The 26,081-nt window shown below is 45.4% G+C and carries 24 protein-coding genes and 1 pseudogene; 11 read left to right on the plus strand and 14 right to left on the minus strand.

Annotated elements, in window-relative coordinates; genetic code table 11:
* The first annotated feature begins 1 nt into the window (after position 1).
* Genes rpsD through rplQ form a run of 3 tightly spaced genes read left to right on the plus strand, consistent with a single transcriptional unit; the run spans position 2 to position 2,052 of the window.
* Positions 2 to 622, plus strand: a complete 621-nt coding sequence (gene rpsD / locus CAG58_RS12840; protein WP_040903976.1) for a 30S ribosomal protein S4 — start codon at positions 2 to 4, stop codon at positions 620 to 622.
* Between the two features lie 24 nt (positions 623 to 646).
* Complete coding sequence (locus CAG58_RS12845) at positions 647 to 1,639, plus strand: DNA-directed RNA polymerase subunit alpha (protein ID WP_004394549.1); 993 nt, start codon at positions 647 to 649, stop codon at positions 1,637 to 1,639.
* 26 nt (positions 1,640 to 1,665) lie between these two features.
* The gene (gene rplQ / locus CAG58_RS12850; RefSeq protein ID WP_001216361.1) at positions 1,666 to 2,052 is read left to right on the plus strand and encodes a 50S ribosomal protein L17; all 387 of its coding nucleotides are present in this window, start codon (positions 1,666 to 1,668) and stop codon (positions 2,050 to 2,052) included.
* A gap of 151 nt (positions 2,053 to 2,203) precedes the next feature.
* On the opposite strand, the gene CAG58_RS12855 is transcribed toward rplQ, so the two are convergent.
* On the minus strand, positions 2,204 to 2,695 hold the full coding sequence (locus tag CAG58_RS12855; protein ID WP_154170020.1) for a DUF2780 domain-containing protein: 492 nt from the start codon (positions 2,693 to 2,695) through the stop codon (positions 2,204 to 2,206).
* A 179-nt stretch (positions 2,696 to 2,874) separates the two neighbouring features.
* Positions 2,875 to 3,495 carry an FKBP-type peptidyl-prolyl cis-trans isomerase gene (locus CAG58_RS12860; protein ID WP_072670429.1) on the minus strand — a complete coding sequence of 207 codons (621 nt, stop codon included), beginning with the start codon at positions 3,493 to 3,495 and terminating at the stop codon, positions 2,875 to 2,877.
* Between the two features lie 230 nt (positions 3,496 to 3,725).
* On the opposite strand from CAG58_RS12860, the gene CAG58_RS12865 reads away from it, so the two are divergent.
* Positions 3,726 to 4,352, plus strand: coding sequence for a LysM-like peptidoglycan-binding domain-containing protein (locus CAG58_RS12865; RefSeq protein WP_004394552.1), 627 nt, complete (start codon positions 3,726 to 3,728; stop codon positions 4,350 to 4,352).
* 18 nt (positions 4,353 to 4,370) lie between these two features.
* Here CAG58_RS12865 and CAG58_RS12870 read toward each other — a convergent pair whose 3' ends face one another.
* Entirely contained in the window at positions 4,371 to 4,823 is a 453-nt protein-coding gene (locus CAG58_RS12870; RefSeq protein ID WP_040903979.1) for a GNAT family N-acetyltransferase, read from the minus strand.
* A gap of 299 nt (positions 4,824 to 5,122) precedes the next feature.
* Here CAG58_RS12870 and dbpA point away from each other — a divergent pair, with 299 nt between their 5' ends.
* Positions 5,123 to 6,508, plus strand: coding sequence for an ATP-dependent RNA helicase DbpA (dbpA, locus tag CAG58_RS12875; protein WP_161425538.1), 1,386 nt, complete (start codon positions 5,123 to 5,125; stop codon positions 6,506 to 6,508).
* A 33-nt stretch (positions 6,509 to 6,541) separates the two neighbouring features.
* On the opposite strand, the gene CAG58_RS12880 is transcribed toward dbpA, so the two are convergent.
* Both CAG58_RS12880 and cpdB read right to left on the minus strand, forming a co-directional pair.
* A complete protein-coding gene (locus CAG58_RS12880; protein ID WP_040903982.1) occupies positions 6,542 to 7,117 on the minus strand; it encodes a Crp/Fnr family transcriptional regulator in 576 nt (191 codons plus the stop codon).
* 237 nt (positions 7,118 to 7,354) lie between these two features.
* Positions 7,355 to 9,316, minus strand: a complete 1,962-nt coding sequence (gene cpdB, locus CAG58_RS12885) for a 2',3'-cyclic-nucleotide 2'-phosphodiesterase (protein ID WP_161425537.1) — start codon at positions 9,314 to 9,316, stop codon at positions 7,355 to 7,357.
* A 255-nt stretch (positions 9,317 to 9,571) separates the two neighbouring features.
* On the opposite strand from cpdB, the gene cobA reads away from it, so the two are divergent.
* The 4 genes and pseudogenes from cobA (at position 9,572) to cysC (ending at position 13,499) form a co-directional block, all read left to right on the plus strand.
* Positions 9,572 to 10,453 carry a uroporphyrinogen-III C-methyltransferase gene (gene cobA, locus CAG58_RS12890; RefSeq protein ID WP_161425536.1) on the plus strand — a complete coding sequence of 294 codons (882 nt, stop codon included), beginning with the start codon at positions 9,572 to 9,574 and terminating at the stop codon, positions 10,451 to 10,453.
* A gap of 66 nt (positions 10,454 to 10,519) precedes the next feature.
* Positions 10,520 to 11,431: pseudogene (gene cysD / locus CAG58_RS12895) on the plus strand (sulfate adenylyltransferase subunit CysD); the annotation flags it as partial.
* 17 nt (positions 11,432 to 11,448) lie between these two features.
* On the plus strand, positions 11,449 to 12,882 hold the full coding sequence (gene cysN, locus CAG58_RS12900; RefSeq protein WP_158138949.1) for a sulfate adenylyltransferase subunit CysN: 1,434 nt from the start codon (positions 11,449 to 11,451) through the stop codon (positions 12,880 to 12,882).
* Positions 12,882 to 13,499: an adenylyl-sulfate kinase gene (gene cysC / locus CAG58_RS12905; protein WP_154170028.1), complete on the plus strand. Its 618-nt coding sequence runs from the start codon at positions 12,882 to 12,884 to the stop codon at positions 13,497 to 13,499. Before cysN ends, cysC begins: the two co-directional genes overlap by 1 nt.
* Positions 13,500 to 13,569: 70 nt before the next feature.
* Here the strand turns inward: cysC and CAG58_RS12910 are convergent, their stop codons facing one another.
* The 9 genes from CAG58_RS12910 to msrA all read right to left on the minus strand — a co-directional run bounded on the left by CAG58_RS12910 (position 13,570) and on the right by msrA (position 20,298).
* Entirely contained in the window at positions 13,570 to 14,466 is an 897-nt protein-coding gene (locus CAG58_RS12910; RefSeq protein ID WP_161425535.1) for a TIGR03899 family protein, read from the minus strand.
* Between the two features lie 307 nt (positions 14,467 to 14,773).
* Positions 14,774 to 15,274 carry a DUF3299 domain-containing protein gene (locus tag CAG58_RS12915; protein ID WP_158144649.1) on the minus strand — a complete coding sequence of 167 codons (501 nt, stop codon included), beginning with the start codon at positions 15,272 to 15,274 and terminating at the stop codon, positions 14,774 to 14,776.
* Positions 15,275 to 15,287: 13 nt separating this feature from the next.
* A complete protein-coding gene (locus tag CAG58_RS12920) occupies positions 15,288 to 16,547 on the minus strand; it encodes an ABC transporter permease (protein WP_161426710.1) in 1,260 nt (419 codons plus the stop codon).
* Positions 16,544 to 17,260 carry an ABC transporter ATP-binding protein gene (locus tag CAG58_RS12925; RefSeq protein ID WP_158144650.1) on the minus strand — a complete coding sequence of 239 codons (717 nt, stop codon included), beginning with the start codon at positions 17,258 to 17,260 and terminating at the stop codon, positions 16,544 to 16,546. Before CAG58_RS12925 ends, CAG58_RS12920 begins: the two co-directional genes overlap by 4 nt.
* Positions 17,261 to 17,340: 80 nt before the next feature.
* Positions 17,341 to 17,928, minus strand: coding sequence for a zinc uptake protein ZrgA (gene zrgA, locus CAG58_RS12930; protein ID WP_161426709.1), 588 nt, complete (start codon positions 17,926 to 17,928; stop codon positions 17,341 to 17,343).
* A 59-nt stretch (positions 17,929 to 17,987) separates the two neighbouring features.
* The gene (locus CAG58_RS12935) at positions 17,988 to 18,281 is read right to left on the minus strand and encodes a DUF2607 family protein (RefSeq protein ID WP_233268182.1); all 294 of its coding nucleotides are present in this window, start codon (positions 18,279 to 18,281) and stop codon (positions 17,988 to 17,990) included.
* Between the two features lie 66 nt (positions 18,282 to 18,347).
* Positions 18,348 to 18,905: a YtfJ family protein gene (locus CAG58_RS12940; protein WP_161426708.1), complete on the minus strand. Its 558-nt coding sequence runs from the start codon at positions 18,903 to 18,905 to the stop codon at positions 18,348 to 18,350.
* Positions 18,902 to 19,579: a hypothetical protein gene (locus CAG58_RS12945; RefSeq protein WP_154170043.1), complete on the minus strand. Its 678-nt coding sequence runs from the start codon at positions 19,577 to 19,579 to the stop codon at positions 18,902 to 18,904. The genes CAG58_RS12940 and CAG58_RS12945 overlap by 4 nt, the downstream gene beginning before the upstream one ends.
* Positions 19,580 to 19,674: 95 nt before the next feature.
* A complete protein-coding gene (gene msrA, locus CAG58_RS12950) occupies positions 19,675 to 20,298 on the minus strand; it encodes a peptide-methionine (S)-S-oxide reductase MsrA (RefSeq protein ID WP_161426707.1) in 624 nt (207 codons plus the stop codon).
* A gap of 295 nt (positions 20,299 to 20,593) precedes the next feature.
* On the opposite strand from msrA, the gene tamA reads away from it, so the two are divergent.
* Both tamA and tamB read left to right on the plus strand, forming a co-directional pair.
* Positions 20,594 to 22,312 carry an autotransporter assembly complex protein TamA gene (tamA, locus tag CAG58_RS12955; protein WP_161426706.1) on the plus strand — a complete coding sequence of 573 codons (1,719 nt, stop codon included), beginning with the start codon at positions 20,594 to 20,596 and terminating at the stop codon, positions 22,310 to 22,312.
* The gene (gene tamB / locus CAG58_RS12960) at positions 22,309 to 26,070 is read left to right on the plus strand and encodes an autotransporter assembly complex protein TamB (RefSeq protein ID WP_161426705.1); all 3,762 of its coding nucleotides are present in this window, start codon (positions 22,309 to 22,311) and stop codon (positions 26,068 to 26,070) included. Before tamA ends, tamB begins: the two co-directional genes overlap by 4 nt.
* Positions 26,071 to 26,081: the final 11 nt, after the last annotated feature.

Genomic DNA, 26,081 nt, shown 5'->3' on the forward strand with positions numbered 1-26,081 from the left:
CATGGCAAGATATTTGGGTCCTAAGCTGAAGCTTAGCCGCCGCGAAGGTACTGACTTGTTCCTTAAGTCAGGCGTTCGTGCGATTGATACCAAGTGTAAAATTGATAACGCACCAGGTGTACACGGCGCTCGTCGCGGTCGTCTATCTGAGTATGGCGTTCAGCTTCGTGAGAAGCAAAAAGTTCGTCGTATCTATGGCGTTCTAGAAAAACAATTCCGTAACTACTACAAAGAAGCTGCTCGCCTAAAAGGCAACACAGGTGAAAACCTGCTTCAGCTTCTTGAAGGCCGTTTGGACAACGTAGTTTACCGTATGGGTTTTGGTGCGACTCGCGCTGAAGCTCGTCAGCTAGTTAGCCATAAAGCTATCCTAGTAAACGGTAGCGTTGTAAACGTACCTTCTTTCAATGTTGCGGCTAACGACGTTGTTGCAATCCGTGAGAAAGCGAAAAAGCAATCTCGCATTAAAGCAGCTCTAGAAGTTGCAGAACAACGCGAAAAACCAACTTGGATTGAAGTAGATGCAAGCCAGATGGAAGGTACATTCAAGCGTAAGCCTGAACGTTCAGACCTATCTGCTGACATCAACGAACAATTGATCGTCGAGCTTTACTCTAAGTAAGGTTTAAACTAAAGAGAGGACACAATGCAGGGTTCTGTAACAGAATTTCTTAAGCCACGTCTTGTTGATATCGAACAGGTCAGCACGACACACGCAAAAGTAACTCTTGAGCCATTAGAGCGTGGTTTCGGCCATACTCTTGGTAATGCACTTCGCCGAATTCTTTTATCATCTATGCCGGGTTGTGCCGTAACAGAGGTAGAAATTGAAGGCGTACTTCATGAGTACAGTACCAAAGAAGGTGTACAAGAAGATATCCTTGAGATTCTTCTTAACCTGAAAGGACTGGCTGTTCGCTTAGGCGAAAATAAAGATGAAGTGTTCATTACATTAAATAAATCAGGCTCGGGCCCTGTGGTTGCAGGTGACATCACCCATGATGGTGATGTAGAGATCGTAAACCCTGAACACGTTATTTGTCATCTCACTGATGACAACGCTGAGATCGCTATGCGTATCAAAGTAGAACGTGGACGTGGTTATGTTCCTGCTTCTGCTCGTATTCATACTGAAGAAGATGAACGTCCAATCGGTCGTTTGCTTGTCGACGCAACATTCAGCCCAGTAGACAAAATTGCCTACTCTGTTGATGCTGCTCGTGTTGAGCAACGTACAGACTTAGACAAACTCGTCATCGATATGGAAACGAACGGTACTCTAGAACCTGAGGAAGCTATCCGCCGTGCAGCAACGATTCTTGCTGAACAGTTGGATGCGTTCGTAGATCTTCGTGATGTACGCGTTCCTGAGGAGAAGGAAGAGAAGCCAGAATTCGATCCGATCCTACTGCGTCCTGTAGACGATCTTGAACTAACAGTTCGCTCTGCTAACTGTTTGAAAGCAGAAGCGATTCACTACATCGGTGATCTAGTACAGCGCACTGAGGTTGAGCTACTGAAAACGCCTAACCTTGGTAAGAAATCTCTTACTGAGATTAAAGACGTGCTTGCATCACGTGGTCTTTCTCTGGGCATGCGCCTAGAAAACTGGCCGCCAGCGTCAATCGCTGAAGATTAATCGATATTAGTTAGAAGGATTTGGTCATGCGCCATCGTAAGAGTGGTCGTCAACTCAACCGCAACAGCAGTCATCGCAAAGCGATGTTCAGCAACATGGCTAGCTCTTTAGTACGTCATGAAGTTATCAAGACTACTTTGCCAAAAGCGAAAGAGCTGCGTCGCGTCGTTGAGCCTTTGATTACACTAGCTAAGACTGACAGTGTTGCTAACCGTCGTCTTGCATTTGCACGTACTCGTGATAACGAAGTTGTTGCAAAACTATTTAACGAATTAGGTCCACGTTTTGCTGCACGTCAAGGTGGCTACACTCGTATTCTTAAGTGTGGTTTCCGTGCTGGCGATAAAGCTCCAATGGCTTACATTGAGCTTGTTGACCGCCCAGAAGTAGCTGTTGAAGCTGCTGCTGAGTAATCAGTTCGCGAATAAAAGGCCGAGCATTAGCTCGGCTTTTTTATTACCCTATCGGGGTATCTTACCTATAGCTCACGTCACACATAATCTTGTCTTCCGATCCTCTGCTTGGATTTTCTTTGTCCTTTAATATTGGACCGTTCTCTTATTGTTATTTCCAGAGACCTTGCAACGCACCAACTAAACTGCTTCCAGCCCCCTGACTTGTTAAATACTGAATAATAATTGGTGTAAATTGTCCGATCATATTGGCATCCAAACCTAATTGGTTAAAGACATGAGTAACGTCGCTAAGATTAGCCATCCTTGCTGGCGATAAACCGGTTGTCGATAAGCCTAATTGAGTGAGTTGCTCAAGGTTAGGGATTAATCCGTTAAGTTCAGTTTGATGTTGATCCGCTAATTGATTCTCGGCGAGGGCTAATAATGCTGCTATTCCACCACCAGCCTGTTGGTCTGAGATTGGAAGTTGACTTTTTACTTGGTTAATCAGTGTGGTATGTTGTTTGGTTTCCAATAAGCCACTGCCAACTAATGTGGCTAGGTCTTGATTTGATTGTCCACCAATTTTGATAAAAGCCATGCTAGGTGTACTACTGAGTAGCGTTGAGATCAGTAGTGTACGGAATAAGGTTTTGTTCATGGGGGGATAGGCTCCTAAAATGCTATTGATCACTTTTTGTCGTAAATAGAGGTTATGTGTCTGAACAGTGTAGCAAACCTATGATGACTGATTCATCTCTGGCTATTAATCTCAGAAAATTCGTATAAAAAAAGCGGTGCATTGCACCGCTTAACAATAGAATAGCGTATTAATGATGATTAAAGAATATCGAGCAATTCTACTTCAAACACGAGTGCGGCAAAGGGTGGAATTGCTGCGCCAGCGCCACGTTCACCGTATGCGAGATCATGTGGAATATACAGTTTCCACTTTGAGCCTACAGGCATCAATTGTAGGGCTTCGACCCAGCCTTTAATAACGCCAGTTACAGGGAACTCTGCAGGCTGGCCACGAGAAACTGAACTATCAAAAACGGTACCATCCGTCAGCTCACCATGATAATGGACACGGACCGATTTATCAGACGTCGGAATTTCACCAGAACCTTGAGTGATCACTTCATACTGTAAGCCTGAGTCAAGCACGGTAACTTCTGAGCGTAGAGCATTATCTTTAAGGAACGTTTCACCTTCTGCAGCAGCGACTTTAGCGGCCGCTTGCATTGCTTCTTCAGCACGCATATGCATCGCTTGTAAAGCTTGGTTAATTTCGTCGATTTCAATTGCCGGCATATCACCGACAAGCGCTGTCGCGATACCAGCAGCAATGGCATCCACATTTAGCCCTTCAAGGCCGCTGCCCGCTAGTTGTTGGCCCATTTGTAGACCAATGCCGTAGCTGGCTTTTTGTTCTACGGTTTCAAATTTTACGTCAGACATACACGTCACTCTTTGTCACAAAAAGAAAGCCCACAGAATACCAGCTTCAGCGCTATGATGAAATGCTTGACGAAGATTCATGTTATAAAGGTGCCAAGGTGTGATTCAGATCGAGACTTCAAGCTTTAATCTTCAAGATTGTGTCAACCTTTGGTTGAAGCAGGGTCATGCTCTATACTCTTAGCGCATGAGTTTTTATACTGTACCAAGTCAATGAAGGGCGGATAAAAATGAATCGTCGACACAGAAAAAAGCAACAGCCCCATTCTCTGGGGAAAATTAAACAACAATGGTTGCATCAGTGGGCGGCTATTGATTGGCGATCTTATGCTAAGCGGCTGGCTCAGTATCCTATCTGGTTACGTCTTAAGCTTCTTTGGGGACAACTGCCTGTTTATCATCAACGCGGCTTAATGGTTTTGATTCCGGTTGTGATCTTGTTGTTATTTTTCCCTTCCTCACCGAAACAGGATGCTCCAACTCGTACTCCCGCACCAGCCAGTACTCGAGTCTCGATTGCTCTTAATACTCAAGGTTTAAGTGAACAAAGCGTCGAGCAACCTACAGCGGTGACTATCTCTGCGACTCCTCAGGAAAAGGTATGGCAAGAATATATTATTAAGCAAGGGGATACTTTGTCACAGGTGTTTAGAAGCAACAACTTGCCCTTAGCTGATCTTAATGCGTTAGTGAGAATTGAAGGTAGTGATAAGCCCTTGAGTCAAATACAGCAAGGGCAACGGATCCGTTTTAAGTTAGCCGCAGATGGGCAACTGGATATTTTACAGTTAGAACGTAATAATCAGTCAGTGATGTTTTTCCGATTATCGGATGGCGGCTTTGGGCGCAGTCAATAATCGAGAGTGATAAACACGCTACTTAACCAGCTTCATATCGATGTGAGGAATACCATCTTCTAAGTAGACAGCAGAGGTTGGTTGGAAACCATAGCTCTGATAAAAATTCTCTAGATAATGCTGTGCACCGATTTCTATGTCCTTATCTGGCCATTGATGTTGGCACTCGACCAATGCTTGATCTAGCAATTGACGTCCAAGGCCGTTTCCCCTTGCTTGTTGTTGGGTGGCGACTCTGCCAATACTTGCAGAAGGGTAGCTGATTCCCGGAGCGAGTAGTCTTGCATAAGCAATCAAGGATTGATCTTGATAGCCTAACAAATGCCATACGTCAGACTGAATATCTTTATCATCGAGTTCCGGGTAAGCGCAGGCTTGTTCGACGACAAACACATCAACTCGCAGTTTGAGTAATTCATACAATTGTTGAGTAGTTAAACCCGTAAAGGGAAGGCATTGCCAAGTGATCATCGTGAGCTTCCTTTGAAAATGAAAACTTGACTCTAGCAAGCTTAACAACAGGATTCATTAACAAAGGTTAATATTGATGAAGAATTTCACCGCTATCCCCTTTCTACTTGAAGCTGCGGGGTGTTGGCTACGTTCGTTCACCCCAATCATAGAGTCTGTCTATGCTCATGGAGATGAACTCACTTGCCGCCCACCTGTAACTCCACGTTGTTTGGGTATAGATCATTAAAGATTCACTAGCCACACGAGGTTAAATAACGATAATAGACGTTTAATTTCGTCTAACCAAAGGACGCCCCTTGAGTAATTGTGCATTTTCGACCGTACCACTAAAACCTGAACTACTTTCTAACCTTGAGACGTTGGGATACACCCAAATGACTCCCATTCAGGCATTAAGTTTACCGACCATTTTAGCGGGCAGGGACGTTATCGGCCAAGGAAAGACAGGCTCAGGGAAAACGGCCGCTTTTGGATTAGGCGTTTTATCCAATCTTGATGTCAAACGCTTTCGCGTGCAAGCGCTAGTGCTCTGTCCTACTCGTGAGCTGGCCGATCAAGTGGCGACTGAAATCCGTACGTTAGGTCGCGCTATCCATAATATTAAAATTCTCACCTTGTGCGGTGGTATGCCGATGGGGCCGCAAATCGGTTCATTAGAGCATGGAGCGCATATTCTGGTTGGCACACCAGGACGTATTTTGGATCATCTTGAAAAAGGACGGATTGATCTTTCCGAGCTGAATACTTTAGTACTCGATGAAGCAGATCGAATGTTGGAGATGGGCTTTCAAGATGCGTTAGATGCGATTATTGCTCAAGCGCCAACAGTCAGACAAACCTTACTATTCAGTGCCACTTTTCCTGCACAAATCAAGCAGGTGGCTGAGCGGATCATGCGTAATCCGGAAATGGTTAAAGTAGAATCCACCCACGCTTCAACGACGATTCAACAGTACTTTTATAAACTTGAAGGGGCGGAGGCGCGAGATAAAGCGTTAGCCCAGCTGTTATTGCATCATCAACCAGAATCAGCGGTGGTATTTTGTAATACCAAAAAGGAAGTCACTCATGTTGCCGAGCAGTTAAAGCATAAAGGGTTCAGTGTGATTGAGCTACACGGTGATTTAGAGCAGCGCGATCGTGACCAAGCCTTGGTGCAGTTTGCCAATAAAAGTATCTCGATTTTGGTCGCTACCGATGTGGCCGCTCGTGGACTGGATGTCGATAACTTAGATGCCGTGTTTAACTTTGAGTTGTCCCGCGATCCTGAAGTGCATGTGCATCGTATTGGTCGTACGGGGCGCGCTGGTAGTCAAGGATTAGCGATCAGTTTCTTTAGCGACAATGAGATGCATCGCGTGGCGATGATTGATGAATACATGGATATGCCGATTGAGCCAGCTCAATGGCCAGACATGAGTGGACAGAATGCCGCGCCTTATCAAGCGAATATGGTGACGATCCAGATCGATGGTGGTAAAAAACAAAAAGTTCGCCCAGGTGATATTTTAGGCGCTTTAACCAGTGATGATGGGATCGATGGCCAGTTCGTCGGTAAGATTAATGTTTTGCCGATGCGCGCTTATGTTGCCGTGCATAAGTCGGTGGCTAAACGAGCGTTGCAGAAAATGGAAACCGGGAAAATGAAAGGCCGCCAATTTCGCGCTCGTTTATTGAAATAAAGGCTCCCTGCGGTGTTGTGACAAGGCCAGCGTTTAGTCGCTGGCTTTTGCGTTTATGCGGGCTTTAATTCGACTTAAGCTGATGGGAGTGATCCCTAAGTAGGCGGCAATCTGACCATTGGTCAACTGTTTTTTAAGGGCTGAAAAATGGTCATTAAAAAGTTGATAACGTTCTTCGGGGCTATAAAGCAGCATAAAGCGTTCTTTATTTTCTTTATGCATCAACTGAGTTTCCAGTAGTTTGAGGTAGAGAGAGTGACGAGTCGCGCGCCAAGAATGTAAGATGTGGATCGGCAATTCAATTAAACGCACTGGGGTTAACGTTTCTAATAAATAGGGAGAAGCTTGATGCTTGATGAGACTTTCAAAACCAATTACCCAGTCTTGAGCCCAATAAAATTCTTTACTGAACGACTTACCTTGCTCGGTTAGATAGCAAGCATGACACACGCCCTCTAACACGAAATAGATCTGTTGGGGGATGTCGCCTTGGTGAATTAAAATATGTCGCGTCGGTAGTTCAAGTGGTTGGCTGCATGAAATTAATTGATTGATCTCATGTGGTTCAAATCCATCACTTGAGAGTTGTTGTTCAAACTCGACATACATATCAGGCTGTCCAATTGAAATAAGAAATTGATATCGCCATATTACCTGAAATTGTAGCGGTATTGGTTAGCTTCGTTCGCTCAATGACATCGTTATTGATACTGATAGAGATAGCTTTATTTAGCGTCGACTGGCAATGTCATGTTGTGTGGTGAGACGAGACGAACTTGAAGGTCAGTTAACATCATCAAAACCCATGAACCTCATTATTCGGTTCATGGGTAAGCGATAAAAAACTTATTGGGTGAGATCAATCCGGTAAATAGCAAAGCCGAGTGGATCGCGAGCGACTTTTTGCATGGGGTACTGGCCTTTGGCCTCAATAAATTGTGCCGCCTTGTCGCTAGGCGAGGTTTCAAAACGCACATCTAAGCGAGCATCGGTTTTGATAGGCGCAAATGACCAATTGTTATCAGCACTAGGGGTAACGTGGCCTTTTTCTGCGCTGATGCGCGAAATATAGCTTGCTACCACGGTGCGGTTTTCATCCGGTGAATCAAAGGCAACAAACTCACTGCCCGTACCAGCAAATTTATTACTGTAGGCGCGATAGTTATTGGTAGCAACCAAAAACGTTTGCTTAAGATCCAGCGGTTGACCTTGATAAGTTAAACCGACAATACGCTCAGCCTCTTTATTGATTAGCTTACAATCACCATCGTATTTTGCCGGTTGAGTGATATCAATTTGATAATTGACCCCATCGATGACATCAAAATTATAAGTACGGAAACCCTGCCAATTAATCAAACTTTGTGGCTCTGTAGTGTGTGGGTCAATCTGATTAAATTGACCAGCACTGCACTCTAACCACTCTTTGACCTCTTTACCGGTCATTTTCAGCGCCACCAGTGTGTTAGGGTAGAGATAAAGATCTGCCGCGTTACGGAAGGTCAGTTGTCCAGCTTCGACTTCAGTGAAGCCATTAGGATCATCTTTACGACCCCCGACTTTAAAGGGGGCAGCTGCTGATAAAACGGGTAATCCAGCCAGATTAGCATCGCCTTGAATAAAGCGTTCGACATAATCTTTTTGGGCTAAGTTGACGATTTGTATGGTTGGGTCATCTTGCACTAGAGCTAAAAAGCTGTACATCACATCATCGGCTTTACCGATGGGTTGATTGACAAACTCTCGTGTTGCTTGATGGTCATTAGCTAAGGCTTTGACGATATTCTTATCTGCCGACACCAGTGCTTGTTGCGTTTTACGATCGAAAATTGGCCGTGCTTCTGCGCGTCCATTGACCACTTGCCATTGGCCATTTTCATTTTTTAAGGTTAAATCCATCACGCCGACATGGCTACCCCAACGACCGGGCATCACAGCAGGAATGCCATTGATAGTACCTTGATTAATATCAGCACCTGGTAAGTTGGCATAGTCTGCACTTGGGAATACCGCGTGTGAGTGTCCAAAGGCGATTGCATCAATACCTTTGACTTGGGTGAGATAATAAACCGAGTTTTCCGCCCCAGCTTGATAAGGATCGGTCGAGATCCCTGAATGAGGAATCGCGATGATCACCTCGGCGCCTTGCTGTTTCATTTGTGGAATGAGCGTTTCTGCGGTTTGCTTAATGTCTTTAGCAAACACTTTGCCTTCAAGATTTTTCTTATCCCAGACCATGATCTGCGGAGGGACAAAGCCAATGTAACCCACCTTCACGGTTTGAGATTGACCACTTTGATCAGTAAAAGTATGGGTTTTAATCAAATAGGGTTGGAAATAGTGCTTGCCAGTGTGTTGATCAAACACATTGGCATTAATGTAAGGAAAGTCCGCTCCCTTGATCGCCTGCTGGAGAAAATCTAAACCGTAATTAAACTCGTGGTTACCAATATTGCCCACATCGTAGCCGAGTTGATTCATTGCTTTATAAGCCGGGTGAATCTCGCCTGGAGTGATGCCTTTTGCCGCCATATAGTCACCCATAGGGCTACCTTGCAGTAAATCACCGTTATCGACCAGTACCGAGTTGGTCACTTCTTGCTGAGCTTGCTTGACTAAGCTTGCCGCACGAGCCAACCCTAATTGTTTGGATGGCATATCTTTGTAGTAATCATAATCCATTAAATTGGTATGAATATCAGTAGTTTCAATAATCCTGAGTTGGAGTGTTTCCGCCATTGCTGGTCCTGCCATGCTTAAAAGACCCGTTAACACGGCGATGGATAAAGAGTGATGTACTGATGGCATAGGTCATTTCCTGTTGATTATCTGGGGTACGGTTTGAGTTACCTCATTGGCAATGGCTGAAAATGTAACAAATTGTGATGCAATGTGTCGGACTGAACATCACAAAGTGTGAGTTATTCCGGGTCTTTTACCGCTTAAAAGTCAGGTGAGTGACTGCTTATCAGCTTTTAGTATAAAAAATGAAATTTTAGAATTTCGAGTAATAACATCCACCGCTCATAATAACGTCATCAATTTGAGTTAAGGATGACAACGATGGCGGGTTTTCAACACGTTAAGACCACAAAGGTCAAACAGGCAACGCTGGTGGCATTGGATGGAGGGGCAACATCGAGCCCTTATACTCGCCTGTCTCGTAGTCAGTTGCGCGCCGGCGAAGTGGCGTTGGTTGGTGCCGGTCCTGGCGATCCTGAATTGCTGACAGTCAAAGCACTCAACTATCTACAACAAGCGGATGTTGTGCTCTATGACTATTTGGTCTCAGAAGACATTATGGCGCTGATCCCCAGCACAACCATTTTAGTTTGTGTGGGGAAACGGGCTGGTCATCATAGTGTTCCACAAGAAAAAACCAATCAACTGCTGGTCGATTTTGCCCAATTGGGTCATCGCGTGGTGAGAATCAAAGGCGGTGATCCTTTTATGTTTGGTCGTGGTGGTGAAGAGTTGGAAGTGTTGGCGGATGCTGGCATCGCATTTCAAGTGATCCCTGGCATTACTGCAGCAGCAGGAGCGACCGCGTACGCTGGTATTCCATTAACCCACCGTGATTATGCACAATCGGCTTTATTTATTACCGGACACTTAAAAAATGACACCATTGATGAGATGGAGTGGCCGACCTTAGCGCGCGGTCATCAAACCTTAGTCATCTATATGGGATTGATGAATGCCACGATGATCACGCAACAACTCCTCCTACATGGACGTCAAGCCTCGACGCCGATTGCGATCATCGAGCGCGGTACTCAACAAGCCCAAAAAGTCTTTCGAGGCGTTTTGCAAGATTTACCCCAATTAGCGACTCAAGCGCAATCACCGGCCTTAATTGTGATTGGTGAGGTGGTCGCGTTAGCCGATAAATTGGCTTGGTTTGGAGAGCAAACTGAGCGTCCCACTCACTACCACTATGCCTAATTGATTATTTTACTCTTGCCATTTTCTTGTTCGAGACAATGACGAGGCAGCGAAAAGGAAACCGACAGAATGGATCCACAACGTTTAACCCATTTACAGCAGCTTGAGGCGGAGAGTATTCATATTCTTCGCGAGGTGGCAGCAGAATTTGCGAACCCAGTGATGATGTACTCGATAGGTAAAGACTCCTCCGTGATGTTGCATCTGGCTCGCAAAGCATTTTATCCGGGAAAAATTCCTTTTCCTTTACTGCATGTGGATACGGATTGGAAATTTCGCGAGATGATCGAGTTTCGTGATGCGGCAGCTGAAAAGTATGGCTTTGAGCTTTTGGTACATAAAAACCCAGAAGGATTGGCGATGGGGATTAATCCTTTTGTGCATGGCTCCTCGAAACACACCGACATCATGAAAACTCAGGGACTTAAACAAGCGCTGAACCATTATGGGTTTGATGCCGCTTTTGGTGGTGCTCGTCGTGATGAAGAAAAATCCCGAGCTAAAGAGCGAGTGTATTCGTTTCGAGATCAAAACCACACTTGGGATCCGAAAAACCAACGTCCAGAGCTATGGAAAACCTATAACGGGCAAATTAATAAAGGGGAAAGTATTCGCGTATTCCCTTTATCGAACTGGACGGAATTGGATATTTGGCAATACATCTATCTAGAAAACATCGATATTGTGCCGCTGTATCTTGCTGATGTCCGCCCGGTAGTTGAGCGAAATGGCATGTTAATTATGGTCGATGATCAGCGGATGCCATTGCAACCGGGTGAAGAGGTTCAATACAAGCGAGTTCGGTTCAGAACCCTCGGCTGCTATCCCCTAACCGGAGCCGTAGAATCTGAAGCCGATACGTTGACCGGGATTATTGAAGAGATGTTGGTGGCAACGTCCAGTGAGCGACAGGGACGGGCGATCGATCACGATCAGTCTGGATCGATGGAACTGAAAAAACGCCAGGGTTACTTCTAAGGATTTGAGGAAAGAAAATGAACAGTGCAGTGCATGCTCAACTTGCTGAGCTGGGTATTGAAGGATACCTCAGCCAACATCAACATAAATCATTATTACGCTTTCTAACCTGCGGCTCGGTTGATGATGGAAAAAGTACGTTAATTGGTCGTCTGTTGCATGATTCTAAGCAGATCTATGAAGATCAGCTCGCCGCGGTTCATTCGGACAGTCAGCGCGTGGGAACCACCGGAGAGCGGCCCGATCTTGCGCTATTGGTCGATGGCTTACAAGCCGAGCGTGAGCAAGGAATCACTATCGACGTCGCTTATCGCTATTTTTCCACTCAAAAACGCAAATTTATCATTGCCGATACCCCAGGGCATGAACAGTATACGCGTAATATGGCTACCGGGGCGTCGACCTGCGACTTAGCGATTATCTTGATTGATGCTCGTAAAGGGGTATTAGATCAAACCCGCCGACATTCGTTTATTGCCCATTTATTGGGGATCAAACACTTTATCGTCGCGATCAATAAGATGGATTTAGTGGATTATTCCCAAGCGCGATTTGAAGAAATTACTCAGCAATACGCTGATTTTTCAAAGCATCTTGCCCAAGATATTGCTATTCAGTTGATTCCTATCTCTGCGCTAGAAGGTGACAATGTCGTCGAGAAAAGCCAATTTATGTCTTGGTATCAAGGTGAATCACTGCTCGAGCGACTAGAAAACGTGCAGATTAAGCCACCGAGTCTCAACGCAGATTTTCGTTTTCCCGTTCAGTATGTCAATCGTCCCCATTTAGATTTTCGTGGTTTTGCTGGTACGGTTGCCGCGGGCACAATTCATGTTGGTGATAAGGTCAAAGTGTTACCGTCTGGAAAAACCTCTGCGATTACGCGGATTGTTACTTTTGACGGAGACTTAAGCCATGCCAATGCTGGACAAGCGGTCACCTTGACGTTACAAGATGAGATCGATATCAGTCGTGGTGATCTGTTAGTGTTGGCCGATGCTGATGTTTCGCTAACCTCGCAACTCGTCGCGGATGTGGTATGGATGACAGAGCAGCCACTACAACTTGATCGTGAATACGACATTAAAATCGCAGGTAAGAAAACTCTGGGTCGAGTGACCAACATTGAGCATCAATACGATATTAATCAGCTAAGCACCTTCAATACTGAACAGCTACCACTGAATGGTATTGCCCGTTGTCAATGGCGCTTTACCCATCAACTGGCGGTGGATAACTATCAAGATTGTGCGGATACTGGCGGTTTTATTATTATTGATCGTTTGACTAACGTCACGGTCGGAGCGGGTTTGATTCGCGAGTCGCTGCAAGCCGTAGATTTACCAACCGCAACGGGATTGTCGGCTTTTGAGTTAGAATTTAATGCGTTGGTCCGAAAACATTTCCCTCATTGGGATGCGAAAGATCTCAGCCAGTTCAAGGGGCAATAATGCACACTATCGATAATGTCACTGAACCGACGATCGTTTGGCATGAGCATCATGTTGATAAAGCCCATCGAGCACGATTGAAACAACAGCGCCCAGCGGTATTGTGGTTCACTGGGCTATCTGGAGCTGGAAAGTCAACCATTGCGGGAGCTCTAGAACAACGCCTTGCTGAGCTTGGTTACCATACCTATTTATTGGATGGCGATAATGTGCGTCACGGATTGTGCGCAGATTTAGGTTTTTCAGAGCAAGATCGCCGGGAGAACATTCGCCGCATCGGTGAGCTCGCCAAGTTAATGGCCGATGCAGGATTGATTGTGTTAACGGCTTTTATCTCACCGCATCGTGCTGAAAGGCAACGAGTTCGAGCATTAATGCCTGAAGGTGAATTTTTGGAAGTGTTTGTGAATACTCACTTAGCGGTGTGTGAGCAGCGTGATCCAAAAGGGTTGTATAAGAAAGCACGAGCGGGTGAACTGACTCAGTTTACTGGGATTGATTCGGTGTATGAAGCGCCGCTGGAGGCAGAGATTGATTTGCCCGCTGGTGAAGAGCCGGTCGAGGCATTGGTTGAGCGCTGCATTGTGGCGTTACAGCAACGAGGGATTATTGGTTAAAGCGATACCTCTCACCCTTTGATCGTGAAAGCCATTCATCCCGATGAGTGGCTTTTTTTATGTGTGCGATTTATACCATGTGATGAATGGTACTGCTGGCGTCACTATGGACAATAAATTTTTGTCCTAATAGAGCGATTAGTTGATCATAGTAACCACTATTGGGTTTATTGCCTAATAGTCGGCAGAGTTCATTGCCGGTAGGAGTGAAGCGATAGTACAGCAAGTGCACCCCTTTGGCAGTGACGTTTAATGAGAGCTGTTTACCTTGGTAGCTTAGCGTGAGCGGCGGATCAAATTCAATTGCCCCCGATTCTAATTCTGTGGCATGCAGTAAGCCAAGTTCGATTAATACCAGTAAGCTGGAGTAAGGTAATTGGTGACTACCAATATTTAATGTTGAGGTGATATTGCGTTTGCCTAAACTAAAAATACTGTTTTGTACTTTAAGACCAAACAGTAATTTTAAACTCGGATCGCTGCCGAAACTGCAGCTCAAACCGGCGGCACGCTGTAAAATTTGCGCTTCTTTGGGAGTCATGTTTTGCAAAATACTCAGTGCTTTCATCGAAGTAAACCCTGGGTTGGTCACTTCACGTTTCAGAACTTGCGCCCACAGACGCTGCATTGATGAGTTATGAATATCTTGCGCCATATCGAAGAAACGGTATAGCCAGTCTTGGTCAGGGTCTCCCGCCGTTTCGTTATGACACGAGAGATGTGCAAGACGTACGATTTGCTCCAGATTTTTTTGTCGCTGCTCTTTTCTCTCTCGCTCACGTTTTAACGCTCTATCTAACGGCGTTTTTTGCGGCTTCTCATCCAGTAATAAGGCATCTAACCCATGTTGCTGAGCAATCGATGAGATACGACTCGCGCTATCTTTTAGATAACTGGATTTTTTCTCTGTATTGGAATGGGTTGTGGTTGGATGCTCAATCACAACCGAGGATTTCAGCTCAGCCATGGGTTACCAAATTTTACCATTGAATCATACTCTAAAATGTACCGTGGATTGGCTAAGGTAACCAGTGAAACTCTTGGTGATAGCGCACAAATTTGCGCTATCATAAATGATAATAACTTGTTAAAATTGTTATCAACAACTGTGAGGGCACACTGACGCAATGAAGTACGATAAAGAAAATCGCTGGTTTAAGCATCTATCGACCACTTTACTGTTTTTGATCTATTTGGGGTTATTAAGTTATTTAGCCAAATACATGATGTAACGAGTAAGGTGGTCTTTGAGTTAGCAATTATTTAACAAATGGTTACATGTCATCGTAATCTTCGATCGCGGTTCCTTCAATCAGATAGGCGGTTTCCGCCAGCTCAGCGCTGACCACTTCGGTTTTCAATGTTCCTATCACATACACCACATCCCATAACTGTTGAATCGGAGCCCCTTGAGGGTACTTGACGTAAATGATCTGATTCGGTGGCGGTGGTGGGACATGAATACAGGCCCCAAAATAGGGAACCAGTAAAAACTCGGTGATGGAGTTTTCGTCTCCCTCAAGAGGAATGACAAAACCTGGGATTTTTACCTGACTGCCATTGAGTTCACTGCGTACACTGCCCACTTTGATTTGTTGGGCGGGTAGATCGAGGTTGTGATCGATCATCGGCATGCCCATCGCGTTAAATTGGTTGCGCTCATTTTCTGGAATGAGATCAATCCAGTCTAATTGCAGCGGTTCACCATTGGCGTAGACGTTAAAGCTTATCGCCGTAAGTAGTGGCACCAATAAGCTCAGTAACCATTTATACATCTTATTGTTTCTCCTAGAGTCGTATCGTCATACCATCACTGAGTGATTGACGGTAAGCACGCAGTGCAGGAATAAAGCCTATCATGGTGCCAGCCACTTGCACATAGCCAAGCAGTTGCCACTCATAATGAGTCAGGGCTTGGAGTTGCAGTTGAATACCATATTGACTCGCGACGATAGGGGAAGCGACCGCAAGAACAAGATATAAGCCGATTAAACCGGTGACAATGCCTAATAAGGTTAAAACACTCGCTTCGCTGATCAGTAAGGCAAAAATGTGTTTTGGTTGTGCCCCCATCGCACGTAAAATCGACATTTCACGACGACGTTCTTGCAGGCTAGTCAGTAAGCTACTTAGCATGCCGAGTAACCCGGCAATAACGACAAAAACCGACACCGCCATTAACGCTTGCTCTGCAACGGACATCATTCCCCACAGTTCATGCAGTGCTACACCGGGTAGAATGGCACTTAATGGTTCCGCTCGGTATTGGTTAATTTGTCTTTGTAGCGCAAAGGTCTGAATTTTTGAATGCAAACCGAGTAGCATCGCCGTGATTTGCTGCGGTTCAAATTCGCGCTGCTTTAACTCTTCTTTGCTCGGGGTATTGCCTAAATTAGCCCCAGACTCCCAGCCAACATGAATAGCTTCAATGGCTTCAAGAGAGACGTGGACGGTTTTATCTACCGGCGTGCCGGTTGGCGCTAAAATACCGACGACAGTAAAAGGCAGATTATCGTGCCGACTGAAGCCGACATCGCTGATGCCATGAGCGATAATGATCTCACTGCCTAAGTGATAACCGAGTTGTTTGGCGACGTCGGCACCGAGTACAGTCTCAAATAAGCCGGAAAACTCTCTGCCTTGAGAAAAAGTAAGTGGTTGCTTACTTCCATAGCGAAAGTGTTCAAAGTAGTTATGGTTGGTGCCCATGACACGAAAACCACGGTGCGAATCGCCCAGTGAAATCGGGATAGCCCATTTTACGGCGCGATGCTGGCTAAATTCTTGATAGCTTTTCCAATCAATATTATTGGTCGCATTGCCAATCCGAAATACCGAATAAAGCAGAAGATTCACTTGTCCTGAACGGCCTCCGACAATCAGATCGGTACCTGAAATGGTATTAGCAAAACTGCTCTTAGCTTGAGTGCGTATGCGCTCAACCCCCATTAATAAAATGACGGAAATCGCTACGGTAAGAATGGTTAATAAAGCGGTAGTTTTGCGATTCAGTAAGCTTTTCCACGCTAACGTAGTGACTACGCTCATGCAACACCTCGTGCTTGATTAATAGTAGGTAAGTACACACTTCGTTCAAACAGTTTCTCTAAAGTTGGATCGTGGCTAACAAAAACCAGGGTTGTGCCGACACGATTGGCTTCATCTAATAACAGTTCGATAAAGGCACTGCGGTTATCGTAATCGAGTGCGGAAGTGGGCTCATCGGCAATCAGTAGTGGCGGATCGCCAATCAATGCCCTTGCCGCGGCGACGCGTTGTTGTTGACCGATACTTAATTCCGTCACCGGCTTATTAAGCAGTGTGTCACTGAGCTTCAGCTGAGCGAGTAACTGTTTGGCTCGCTCACGAATATCTCCAGAGACGTTCGCGCGGCGATGAGCTGAAAATTGACAGGGTAGGATGACGTTATCAATCACTGACAAGTAAGGTAATAAGTTAAATTGTTGGAAAATATAACCAATATTGTCAGCGCGAAATTTATCTCGTTGGCGAGATTTGAGTTTAGCTAAGTCATGACCGAGTAAGTGGACATGGCCTTGAGTGGCGGTATTAATTCCGGTCAGTAAGCTTAGTAAGGTCGATTTACCACAACCACTTGGCCCCTTTACAAACAGATGTTGCTTGGCAAGCACGCTCAAAGCATCAATATGGAGGGTCGGTTGAGGATTATTTGGCCACTGAAATTGTACATCGATAAGGTCAATTACGGGAGTGGCGCTTGGCAGCGGTTGGCTGTTCATCACTTATCCTTATTTGATGGAAAATCGGGTAAGCCAGGCTTACCCGATTGGGGCGTGAACGCTTACATCGGTTGATGCATTTACAGTGACAGACGAGTTTGTTGCTTGGTCAGCTCAACGGCAGTTTGTGTACGCTCGGTGAGTAAATTGACCAGCATTTTTTCCGTGCTTGGGAACAAGGCGAACCATTCTGTGTTGATCTGAGTGAGCGCGCCAACATTTTCACATTGATAGTGATATTGCGCAGTAAATTCACCGTGTTGATGCTTGTGATCGTGATGCTTATGATCATGTCCGTGATCATGATGAGCATGATCGCTATGATCATGGTTATCTTTGTCGCCACTTAGGGTGTGGCTAACATGGGTTTCTTCCAATTGACATTTCGCTGCCGAGCTTAAGGTAAACAGTGATTCTGCTTGTCCTAAGATATCTAATGCGCGATTAAGTGCTTGAACTTGGGTTTCGTTGTGTGGTGCGTGCTCAAAACCCACCACATCTGCGCCCGGAGCAGTGATCTCAATCAGCAAATCCGTGCCATCTTGAGCGATGTTAAGCTCAACTTGTCCATGAACATGAGCATCGTGTTGACGAAATTCTTGATGGGCAAACGCGGCGGTTGATAATACGGCAGAAATACTTAAGGCAAGCAAAGGTTTAGTTAGCATAGTGTTGATTCCATAACATAGGGATAGTAAATATTGTGTTGGTTAATGTATTGAACGGTTCAACGTTTTGGTGGTGAACGTGCTACATAAGTAATGTAGTCGAGTACCAAACAAAATGGGCTAACGATGGCTGGTATAAAACCCTGTGCTGGCCAAATAGGGATGATCAGAGTGGCATGCTCAAGGCCGTGTTTCATTACGGAAAACAGTTGGCAATGATGATCGGTATGTTGAGTTGGATGAATGTCTAATTGATGATTTATCACGGCGATATTGAGCCACAGCACCAACAATACGGCCAGTATACTGACAGTGTTGGTCGATAGACGTAAAGGCTGTGGTTTGACCATCATCTTATACCCAATACAACAAGAAGATTGTTATAGTATAACAATCTTCTTGTCTGGCAAGTCTTAAGGTTATTTTTCTAGCTGTTGTTGAATGAGCGACAGTACGTTTTGAATAGCATCGTCATTTAAAGCTCCTTCTTGGACAAATTGCACGATACCCTGTTTATCGAGCACGATGATCGCTGATGAGCGGTTTTGTAACTGCCAACTTTGTGCCACGATACCCGCTTGGTCAAGGACAATCGACGACCAAGGGAAATCGGTTTTGCTGCTTTGAGCCGATGATTTTACAAACGAGCCCGTTCCCCATACCGCATCATTTTGATTAATGATCGTTGTAGTTTGGTATGCATCACGAGGAAACTCTGCTGCGGTGATTGCGGCCATGAGAGGGGCGTTCATTTCCTTGGCGGCGCTTCGACCAGCAATAGCTTGAATCACTCGAACCTTACCTGGGAGTTGAGTGCTACTCCATGGTACAAACTGAGTGTCTTTACCCTCCAATATCACTTCGCCATATTTTGCGACGTCGACGGCTGGCAGTGGCTGACCGAGTACTAGATTGTGTGCTGACGCAACGAGACTATGAGTGGTGATCAATAGAGTGAGTAGTATTTTTTTTATCATGGTAAGTCCGTTTTAGTAAATAAGTGGTTTAAGTTGATGGTGTATCGGTATGCAAGGACCGCATTGTGTTCTTGAAATTGGTAATTACTGTTATTGACGTAGGGACTAAAATTATAGAGCAAGAACGCATGTTTGCCTTTTTTGATCTCTAAATAAACCCCGACCGCCTGACCAAACTCACTAAGTTTGATGTTTTTTGTCTCGCCAAACTCGGGATGTAGGGGCTGAGTAATTTGATAATTACCACTCAGATTAAGATAACCTAGCCCAATACCAATCCCCGTTTTTACTTGCCATTTCTCTGGCTGGTGGCGATTAAAATGGTAAAAAAATAATGGCATCGCATACAGCGCATAGCCAGATATTTTAGTATCAAGATTGGTTAGCTGATTGTTTTGATGAAGCGTTTGTCGATTAACTTTGACGAGATTGCCATCCAGTTGAAATTGTACGCCCAACGAGCTTTGCTCTGAAAGATAATAGCCTTTTGATAAGAGAGAGACCGTTGGAGAAAGAGCGAGCTTATTATTCATTTGTGCAATGTTTTGATCGGACTCGTCGCGCACATCAATGTTGTTGGTGGTTAATTGTAGACCCAGATTGAGCTCAATAGCGCAAATTGGGAGGCTATAGCAAAGAGTAAAAATAACGCTCGTTCTTAAATAATTGATCATAACAGAATGCTCTTTCATCATTTAATGAGCCATTAATCAGCTCGCTTCGTTGATATTGCTGAAGCGAGCGTTATATTAGTGAGCTCGATTATTACTCACAAAAAGCACACCCCTGTACCACCAAGGCCACAATATCCTTGCGGGTTTTTAGCGAGGTATTGCTGGTGAGAACTTTCCGCAAAATAATAAGCGCCAGCAGGAGTAATTTCGGTGGTGATCTCCGTTTTATGGTGTTCGTTTAGCAAAGCTTGATATTCTGCGCGGCTTTGCTCTGCTAGCGTTTGCTGTTCATCGGTGTAAGTGTAGATCACCGAACGATATTGAGTTCCTAAATCATTGCCTTGGCGCATACCTTGGGTTGGATCGTGATTTTCCCAGAAGGCTTGCAACAGTGTTCTCAAGGGTAACACCTTAGGATCGTAGATCACTCGGACGACTTCCGCATGGCCAGTTTTACCCGTACAAACTTCTTGATAGGTTGGGTTTGGAGTAAAGCCGCCAGCATAGCCGACAGAAGTAGAAACGACACCGTCTAAACGCCAAAATAAACGTTCCGCTCCCCAAAAACAGCCCATTCCAATCAGTAATTGCTCTTGTCCCGCGTTAGGTTTGCTGCTTAGGGGGGTATGATGGATAAAATGTTTGTCTTCAAACTCGATGGGAGTAGCACGGCCTGGTAAGGCTTGATCCGCTGAAATAAGCGAAGATTTGTTGAGCATAGCAATTCCTTATTAGTCATAGTCAATGGAACGTTGAGTGAAATTCTGTGTCTCACTGATACAATTTTTATTCAACATCGGATGCGATTGATCCAGAGTATTGTTCTGGAATATCAGCATTGATGATGTGATGACGTTCGTTGTTCGTCTTACGTGCCGAGATCGCTTTATCGCCACATCTGCGTGTAATCTATTGGCGCGTGAGCGATTATCCTACAGACTTCTTATCCTATAGTCGGTATGATTTAAAGTCTATTAACCTGAATTGCGGTAAGGCGCTTAACCACTATTTAACATGAGATCACTCCCATTCTATGTACTATTCGCGACGTTATTCTTCTCCTGCACTGTGTTGGCGAAAGTCGATTTAACCATTCGAGGATTAAGCGGCGATCTAAAAGATAACGTCGATGCCTATCTGTCCTCAATATCGACCAGCGATTACTCGACCCAGTTACGTTTTCAGTCGCGTCTAGAACAAAGGATAACCGCTGCATTAAATGCGCTAGGTTATTATCACCCGACGTTTGTTTTTGAAGTCACGGAACCGGATCGAGCGATGACGGTGCATGTTTCTCCCGGAGAAGTGGTACGTTTGGCGGTGGTTGAGATCGTGATTGAGGGAGAAGCGCAGCAAGATGCGGATTTTGCTCGCGTGATTGAACGTAGTGGCTTAAAGGTTGGTGAGACACTGAATCATAGCCAATACGATAGCCTTAAATCCTCCTTGCGTAACTTAGCGCTCCAAAAGGGGTATTTCGATGGCGATTTTCAGTTAAGTCGTTTGGAAGTGGTTCCCGATCGGCATCAAGCATTTGTTCGTTTACACTTTGACAGTGGCATTCGTTATCATTTTGGCGCCACGTCGATCTCTGGGAGTCAAATTGAAGAGGTTCGTGTTCGTTCACTGCAACCGTTTAAACAAGGCGATCCTTATTTAGTCTCACAAGTTGGTCAATTTAACCTTAACCTAGCCAATACGGATTGGTTTTCATCGGTATTCGTCAAACCCGATTTGGAACAGTTAAATCCTGAACAGCGTGAATTACCTATGGTGGTTGCTTTAGCGCCAAAAGCGCGTAATCAACTAGAAACGGGTATTGGTTATTCAACCGATGTTGGCGTAAGAGGCTCATTAAAATGGAAGAAGCCGTGGTTAAATGAATATGGCCACAGTTTTGATAGTAGTCTATCGATATCGGGTCCTGAACAGAGTATTACCGCAGGGTATAAAATTCCTCTCGAAGATGTACTTCGGCAGTATTACCGTATCCAATATGGGATGAAGCATGTCGATAATCGAGATACTGAAAGTCTTGAATCTAATCTCGTGCTAGAGCGTCATTGGTTGCTCGATAGTGGCTGGCATCGAACGGTGTTTTTGCGCTATCTGATTGAAAGTTATGAGCAGGGTTTACAAGATGATGGAGCGCAATTTTTAATGCCAGGCATTACTTATACCCGTACTCGTACACGGCTGAATCGCTCGTTATTAACTTGGGGCGATAAGCAAACCATCACCTTAGAATACGCCGACCCCTCAGTAATTTCGGAAACGCGAGCCACTCGAGTCCAAGCTGGTAGCTCTTGGGTCAGAAGCTTAGGTGAGCGTCATCGTGGTCTATTCAGAATTGACGGTAGTGCCAACTTTGCCGACGAGTTCGATAAGCTCCCCCCTTCGCTGCGTTTTTTTGCAGGTGGAGACAACAACCTACGTGGTTATAGTTATCAATCTATTTCGCCGCGGGATGCCAGTGGCTCGTTAACGGGGGCTAAATACATGGCCACCAGCTCATTAGAATATCAATATCGAATTGGTGGTAATTGGTGGGCTGCGCTGTTTGTCGATTATGGTGACGCCTTTAATGACACCCCTGATTGGAAAACGGGGACCGGATTTGGTTTGCGTTGGGTTTCACCCGTGGGGCCGCTGCGACTTGATTTTGCATGGGGATTAGACTCTGAACCCGGCGATCGATTCAAACTGCATTTTACGTTAGGGCCTGAATTATGATTAAGCGAGCGATGAAATGGACCGGTTGGTTATCCGCAAGCTTGGCTGGCATTGTCACGCTTTTGTTGCTGTTGTTTGCTGGGTTATTTTTTACCAACAGTGGCTTAAATGTCTTAGTCTGGGGTGCTCAAAAAGCGTTACCCGATTTCTCGGTTCAATCGACCCAAGGGGCTATTTTCCCCCGTTTCACTCTTTATGGTATTGAATATCAAGAGCCATCATCCGCTATTGATCTGCAGCTTGAGCAGTTAACGCTCGCGGTAAATGCGAACTGCTTACTCGAACCGATGATCTGTATTAATGAGGTGATTGTCTCGGGATTGCAGTTTAATTTGGAATCTATTGCCGATTCAACACATCAATCGGCAGAGACGGCATCAGCGCCAGTGACCGCGATTTCTACACCCGTGCCAATCAAATTGGGCCGATTAACCTTGAATAATATTCAGCTTAATCTGCTTGGTAATCAGATTGACTGGCAGCACTTTACGACCAGTGGCTCACTACAAGGCGATCGATTAACGATTGATCGCACGTTATGGCGAGGCGTACGCATTGCGTTGGCTGAAGAACAGACGGAGCCGTCGGCTGCGACGAGCGCTTCTTCATCCGATGCGCTGCCGATAAGCTTACCTGAGGTTATTATTCCATTGCGAATTGAGCTGAGTCGCTTTGAATTGCGCGATTTTCTCCTCGAGCAAGCATCACCGATCGCCATTAATCACTTGGTGCTACAAGCTCAAGCCTTTCAGTCTCAAATTGACGTAAAAAATATAACCCTTGATATGCCAGAGCTGGACGCCTCTCTAACGGGGCGGGCGACTTTGCGAGGTGATTATCCTCTGAATCTCACTTTTCAGTCATTGCTGAAGTTACCAGAAGCGAAGGGACAAACTTTACAATTAAAGGCCTCAGGCAGTATGGCCGATCTCGCTTTGGAGGCGCAACTTGCCGGACTGGCACAGGCCCAGTTGCAGGCGAAATTAAAACCGCTACAACCCGATATGCCTTTTGATATCAAGGTGCAGCAGCTAAAAGCCCAGTGGCCGCTGGTCGGTGAAGGCGATTATGTTGTGCAAGCCCCTTTGCTTAACGCAAAGGGGAGGCTCAATGATTATCAGCTAGCCATCGAAGCAACACTAGCAGGACTGGATCTCCCTGAGATGAGCTTGGCAGTTCAAGGACAGGGTTCATTGACCCAGATAGCCTTGCATTCACTGCTTTTGAAGACCCTAAATGGTGAGATTGAGGGCGAACTGCAAGCCAACTGGCAACCAAACATTGATTGGCAAGCCAAGCTCAACGTTAAGCAGATTAATCCCGGTTTGCAATGGCCTGAAGCACCAGGGATGATCAGTGGCCAGTTAATCACTTCTGGCAAGTTGACTGAGCAAGGTGGTTTTGAGATTGCCCTGCCATTACTGGCTATTAATGGTGATTTTCGTGGCTATCCGTTGGATATTAAAGGGCAACTCAACGCCGCCGATCCGCGAGGTCAAGGGGAGTATCGCATCTCTACCTCTGGGTTAACGTTCGCGCACGGACCAAATCGATTGACCGCTAAAGGCCAATTAGACCAACAGTGGCAAATGAATATTGCTTTATCGTTAAAGGATTTAGCGAAAACAGTGCCGGATCTATCGGGGCAAGTAGCAGGTCACGTAACGTTACGTGGGCAACTGACAGAGCCAGATATTCAGCTGGATTTGCGCGCAGATCAGTTGGCTTGGTTAAACGAGGCAACGATTCGTGAATTATCGTTAGTCGGCCAGTTAACGCCGCTGCCTTTACCTCAAGCGGATTTACACCTCTCTGTTGCTGATATTCATTATCAAGATCAGACCATTGAATCACTTTTGTTATCCTTGAGTGGTCAGCAAGAGCAGCACCATTTAACACTAGAGGTTAATTCGCCGATAGTTTCTAGCCAACTGGCAATCACAGGACGGCTTACCGAGTCGACCAATTGGCGTTGGGATGGCCAGCTTGAGCGCATGAACATCGAATCCATGCAAGGGCCATGGCAGTTAAATCATGCCACCGAGATCAGTGTTGATCTTGAGCAGTCACGAGTGAAGGTTGCTCCTCACTGTTGGTTACAAGCGGACGCATCACTGTGTCTTGAAGAAACTGCCAGTTTGGGGGATAGCGGCGCGGTTCAAGTGGCATTAAAGGATTTTCAGTTTAGTCAAATTCAAGCGTTACTGCCTCCGGAAACCCAGATAAAGGGAGGATTTGCTGGTCAATTGTCGGCTCAGTGGTCAGCACAGGCGGCACCACAAGTAAAACTTTCCGTTACCTTACCAGCCGGCGAAGTGGAGCAAAATTTGTCACAACCGATTATTTTTGGATGGGATGTGATGCAGTTTAATGCTGAATTAGCCAATAATTCCTTACAAGCGGAGTGGTCGCTGCAAGTGACAAATAATGGTCAGTTTTCAGGTCATGTACAGATCCCCGATGTCACTGCAGAAGAAAAACAGTGGCAGGCCGGACTAAAACTGACCCCCTTTCATCTTGATTTTCTACAGCCATTAGTCGGTGAGTTTAGTCAAGCGGATGCGACGATAACGGCGGATTTAAGTTTGCAAGGGGCCATGCTTCATCCTCAAGTGCTGGGTAATATTGAGTTGACGGGGCTACAGCTCAAAGGTGATATCTCTCCGGTTGATATGGATTCGGGCCAAGTTACGCTAGACTTTTCTGGTTACCAAGCGGCGCTGCATGCACAAATTGGTACGCCCGAGGGCTTACTGAATGTCACTGGTGACGCTGATTGGCACAACATGGCTGAGTGGCGAGTTAACAGTCGAGTGTTTGCCGATTCTCTGTTGGTGGATATGCCACCGATTGTAAAAATGAAGGTGATCCCTGATTTAACCTTAACCATGCAACCGGATGTGGCACAAGTCACCGGTTCTATCCATCTTCCTTGGGGACGGATTACGGTCGAAGAGCTACCTCCGAGCGCCATCGAAGTGTCTAAAGATCAAGTCATACTGAGTAAAGATTTACAGCCTTTAAGTGAGCAAAGCCGTTTACCACTGCGCATTGAAACGGATGTTGAGATCGTAATTGGTGACGATGTTCGTCTGAGTGCTTTTGGCTTAGAAGGCGGGCTACGAGGCCGATTGAATTTTACTCAGCGTGATCGTGGGCCATTGGTGATCGGTGAGATAAATATTTTGCAGGGTCAGTATCGCTCATTTGGTCAGGATTTACAGATCCAAGAAGGTAAAATTTTAATGAACGGTCCAATCGATCAGCCTTTTGTGTCGATTAAAGCGATTCGTAATCCCAATAATACCCAAGATGGTGTGATTGCCGGTATTCAAGTAACAGGACCCGCTGATGAGCCGATGATCACCATTTTCTCTGAGCCAGCGAAACCACAAGCCAATGCTTTATCTTATTTATTACGTGGACAAGATATTGATGGTGAAGCTGGCGGTAGTGCGATGACCATGACCCTAATTGGGCTAAGCCTAGCGCAAAGCGGTAAAGTGGTGGGTCGAATTGGCGAGGAGTTTGGCGTACAAGATCTGCAATTGGATACAGCAGGTTCGGGGGAGGATGCACAGGTTACCGTGAGTGGCTATATTTTACCTGGATTACAAGTAAAATATGCAGTAGGTGTTTTTAATGCACTAGAGCAATTTACTATTCGCTATCGTTTGATGAGGGATCTCTACTTAGAGGTTGTTAATTCAAAAGAGAGCAATACGTTTGATTTGCTCTATCGCTTCGAATTTAACTAAGGAGGGTTATA

Origin of the sequence: Vibrio sp. V31_P5A7T61 (genome assembly GCF_009904895.1) — a bacterium.
GTDB lineage: Bacteria > Pseudomonadota > Gammaproteobacteria > Enterobacterales > Vibrionaceae > Vibrio > Vibrio metschnikovii.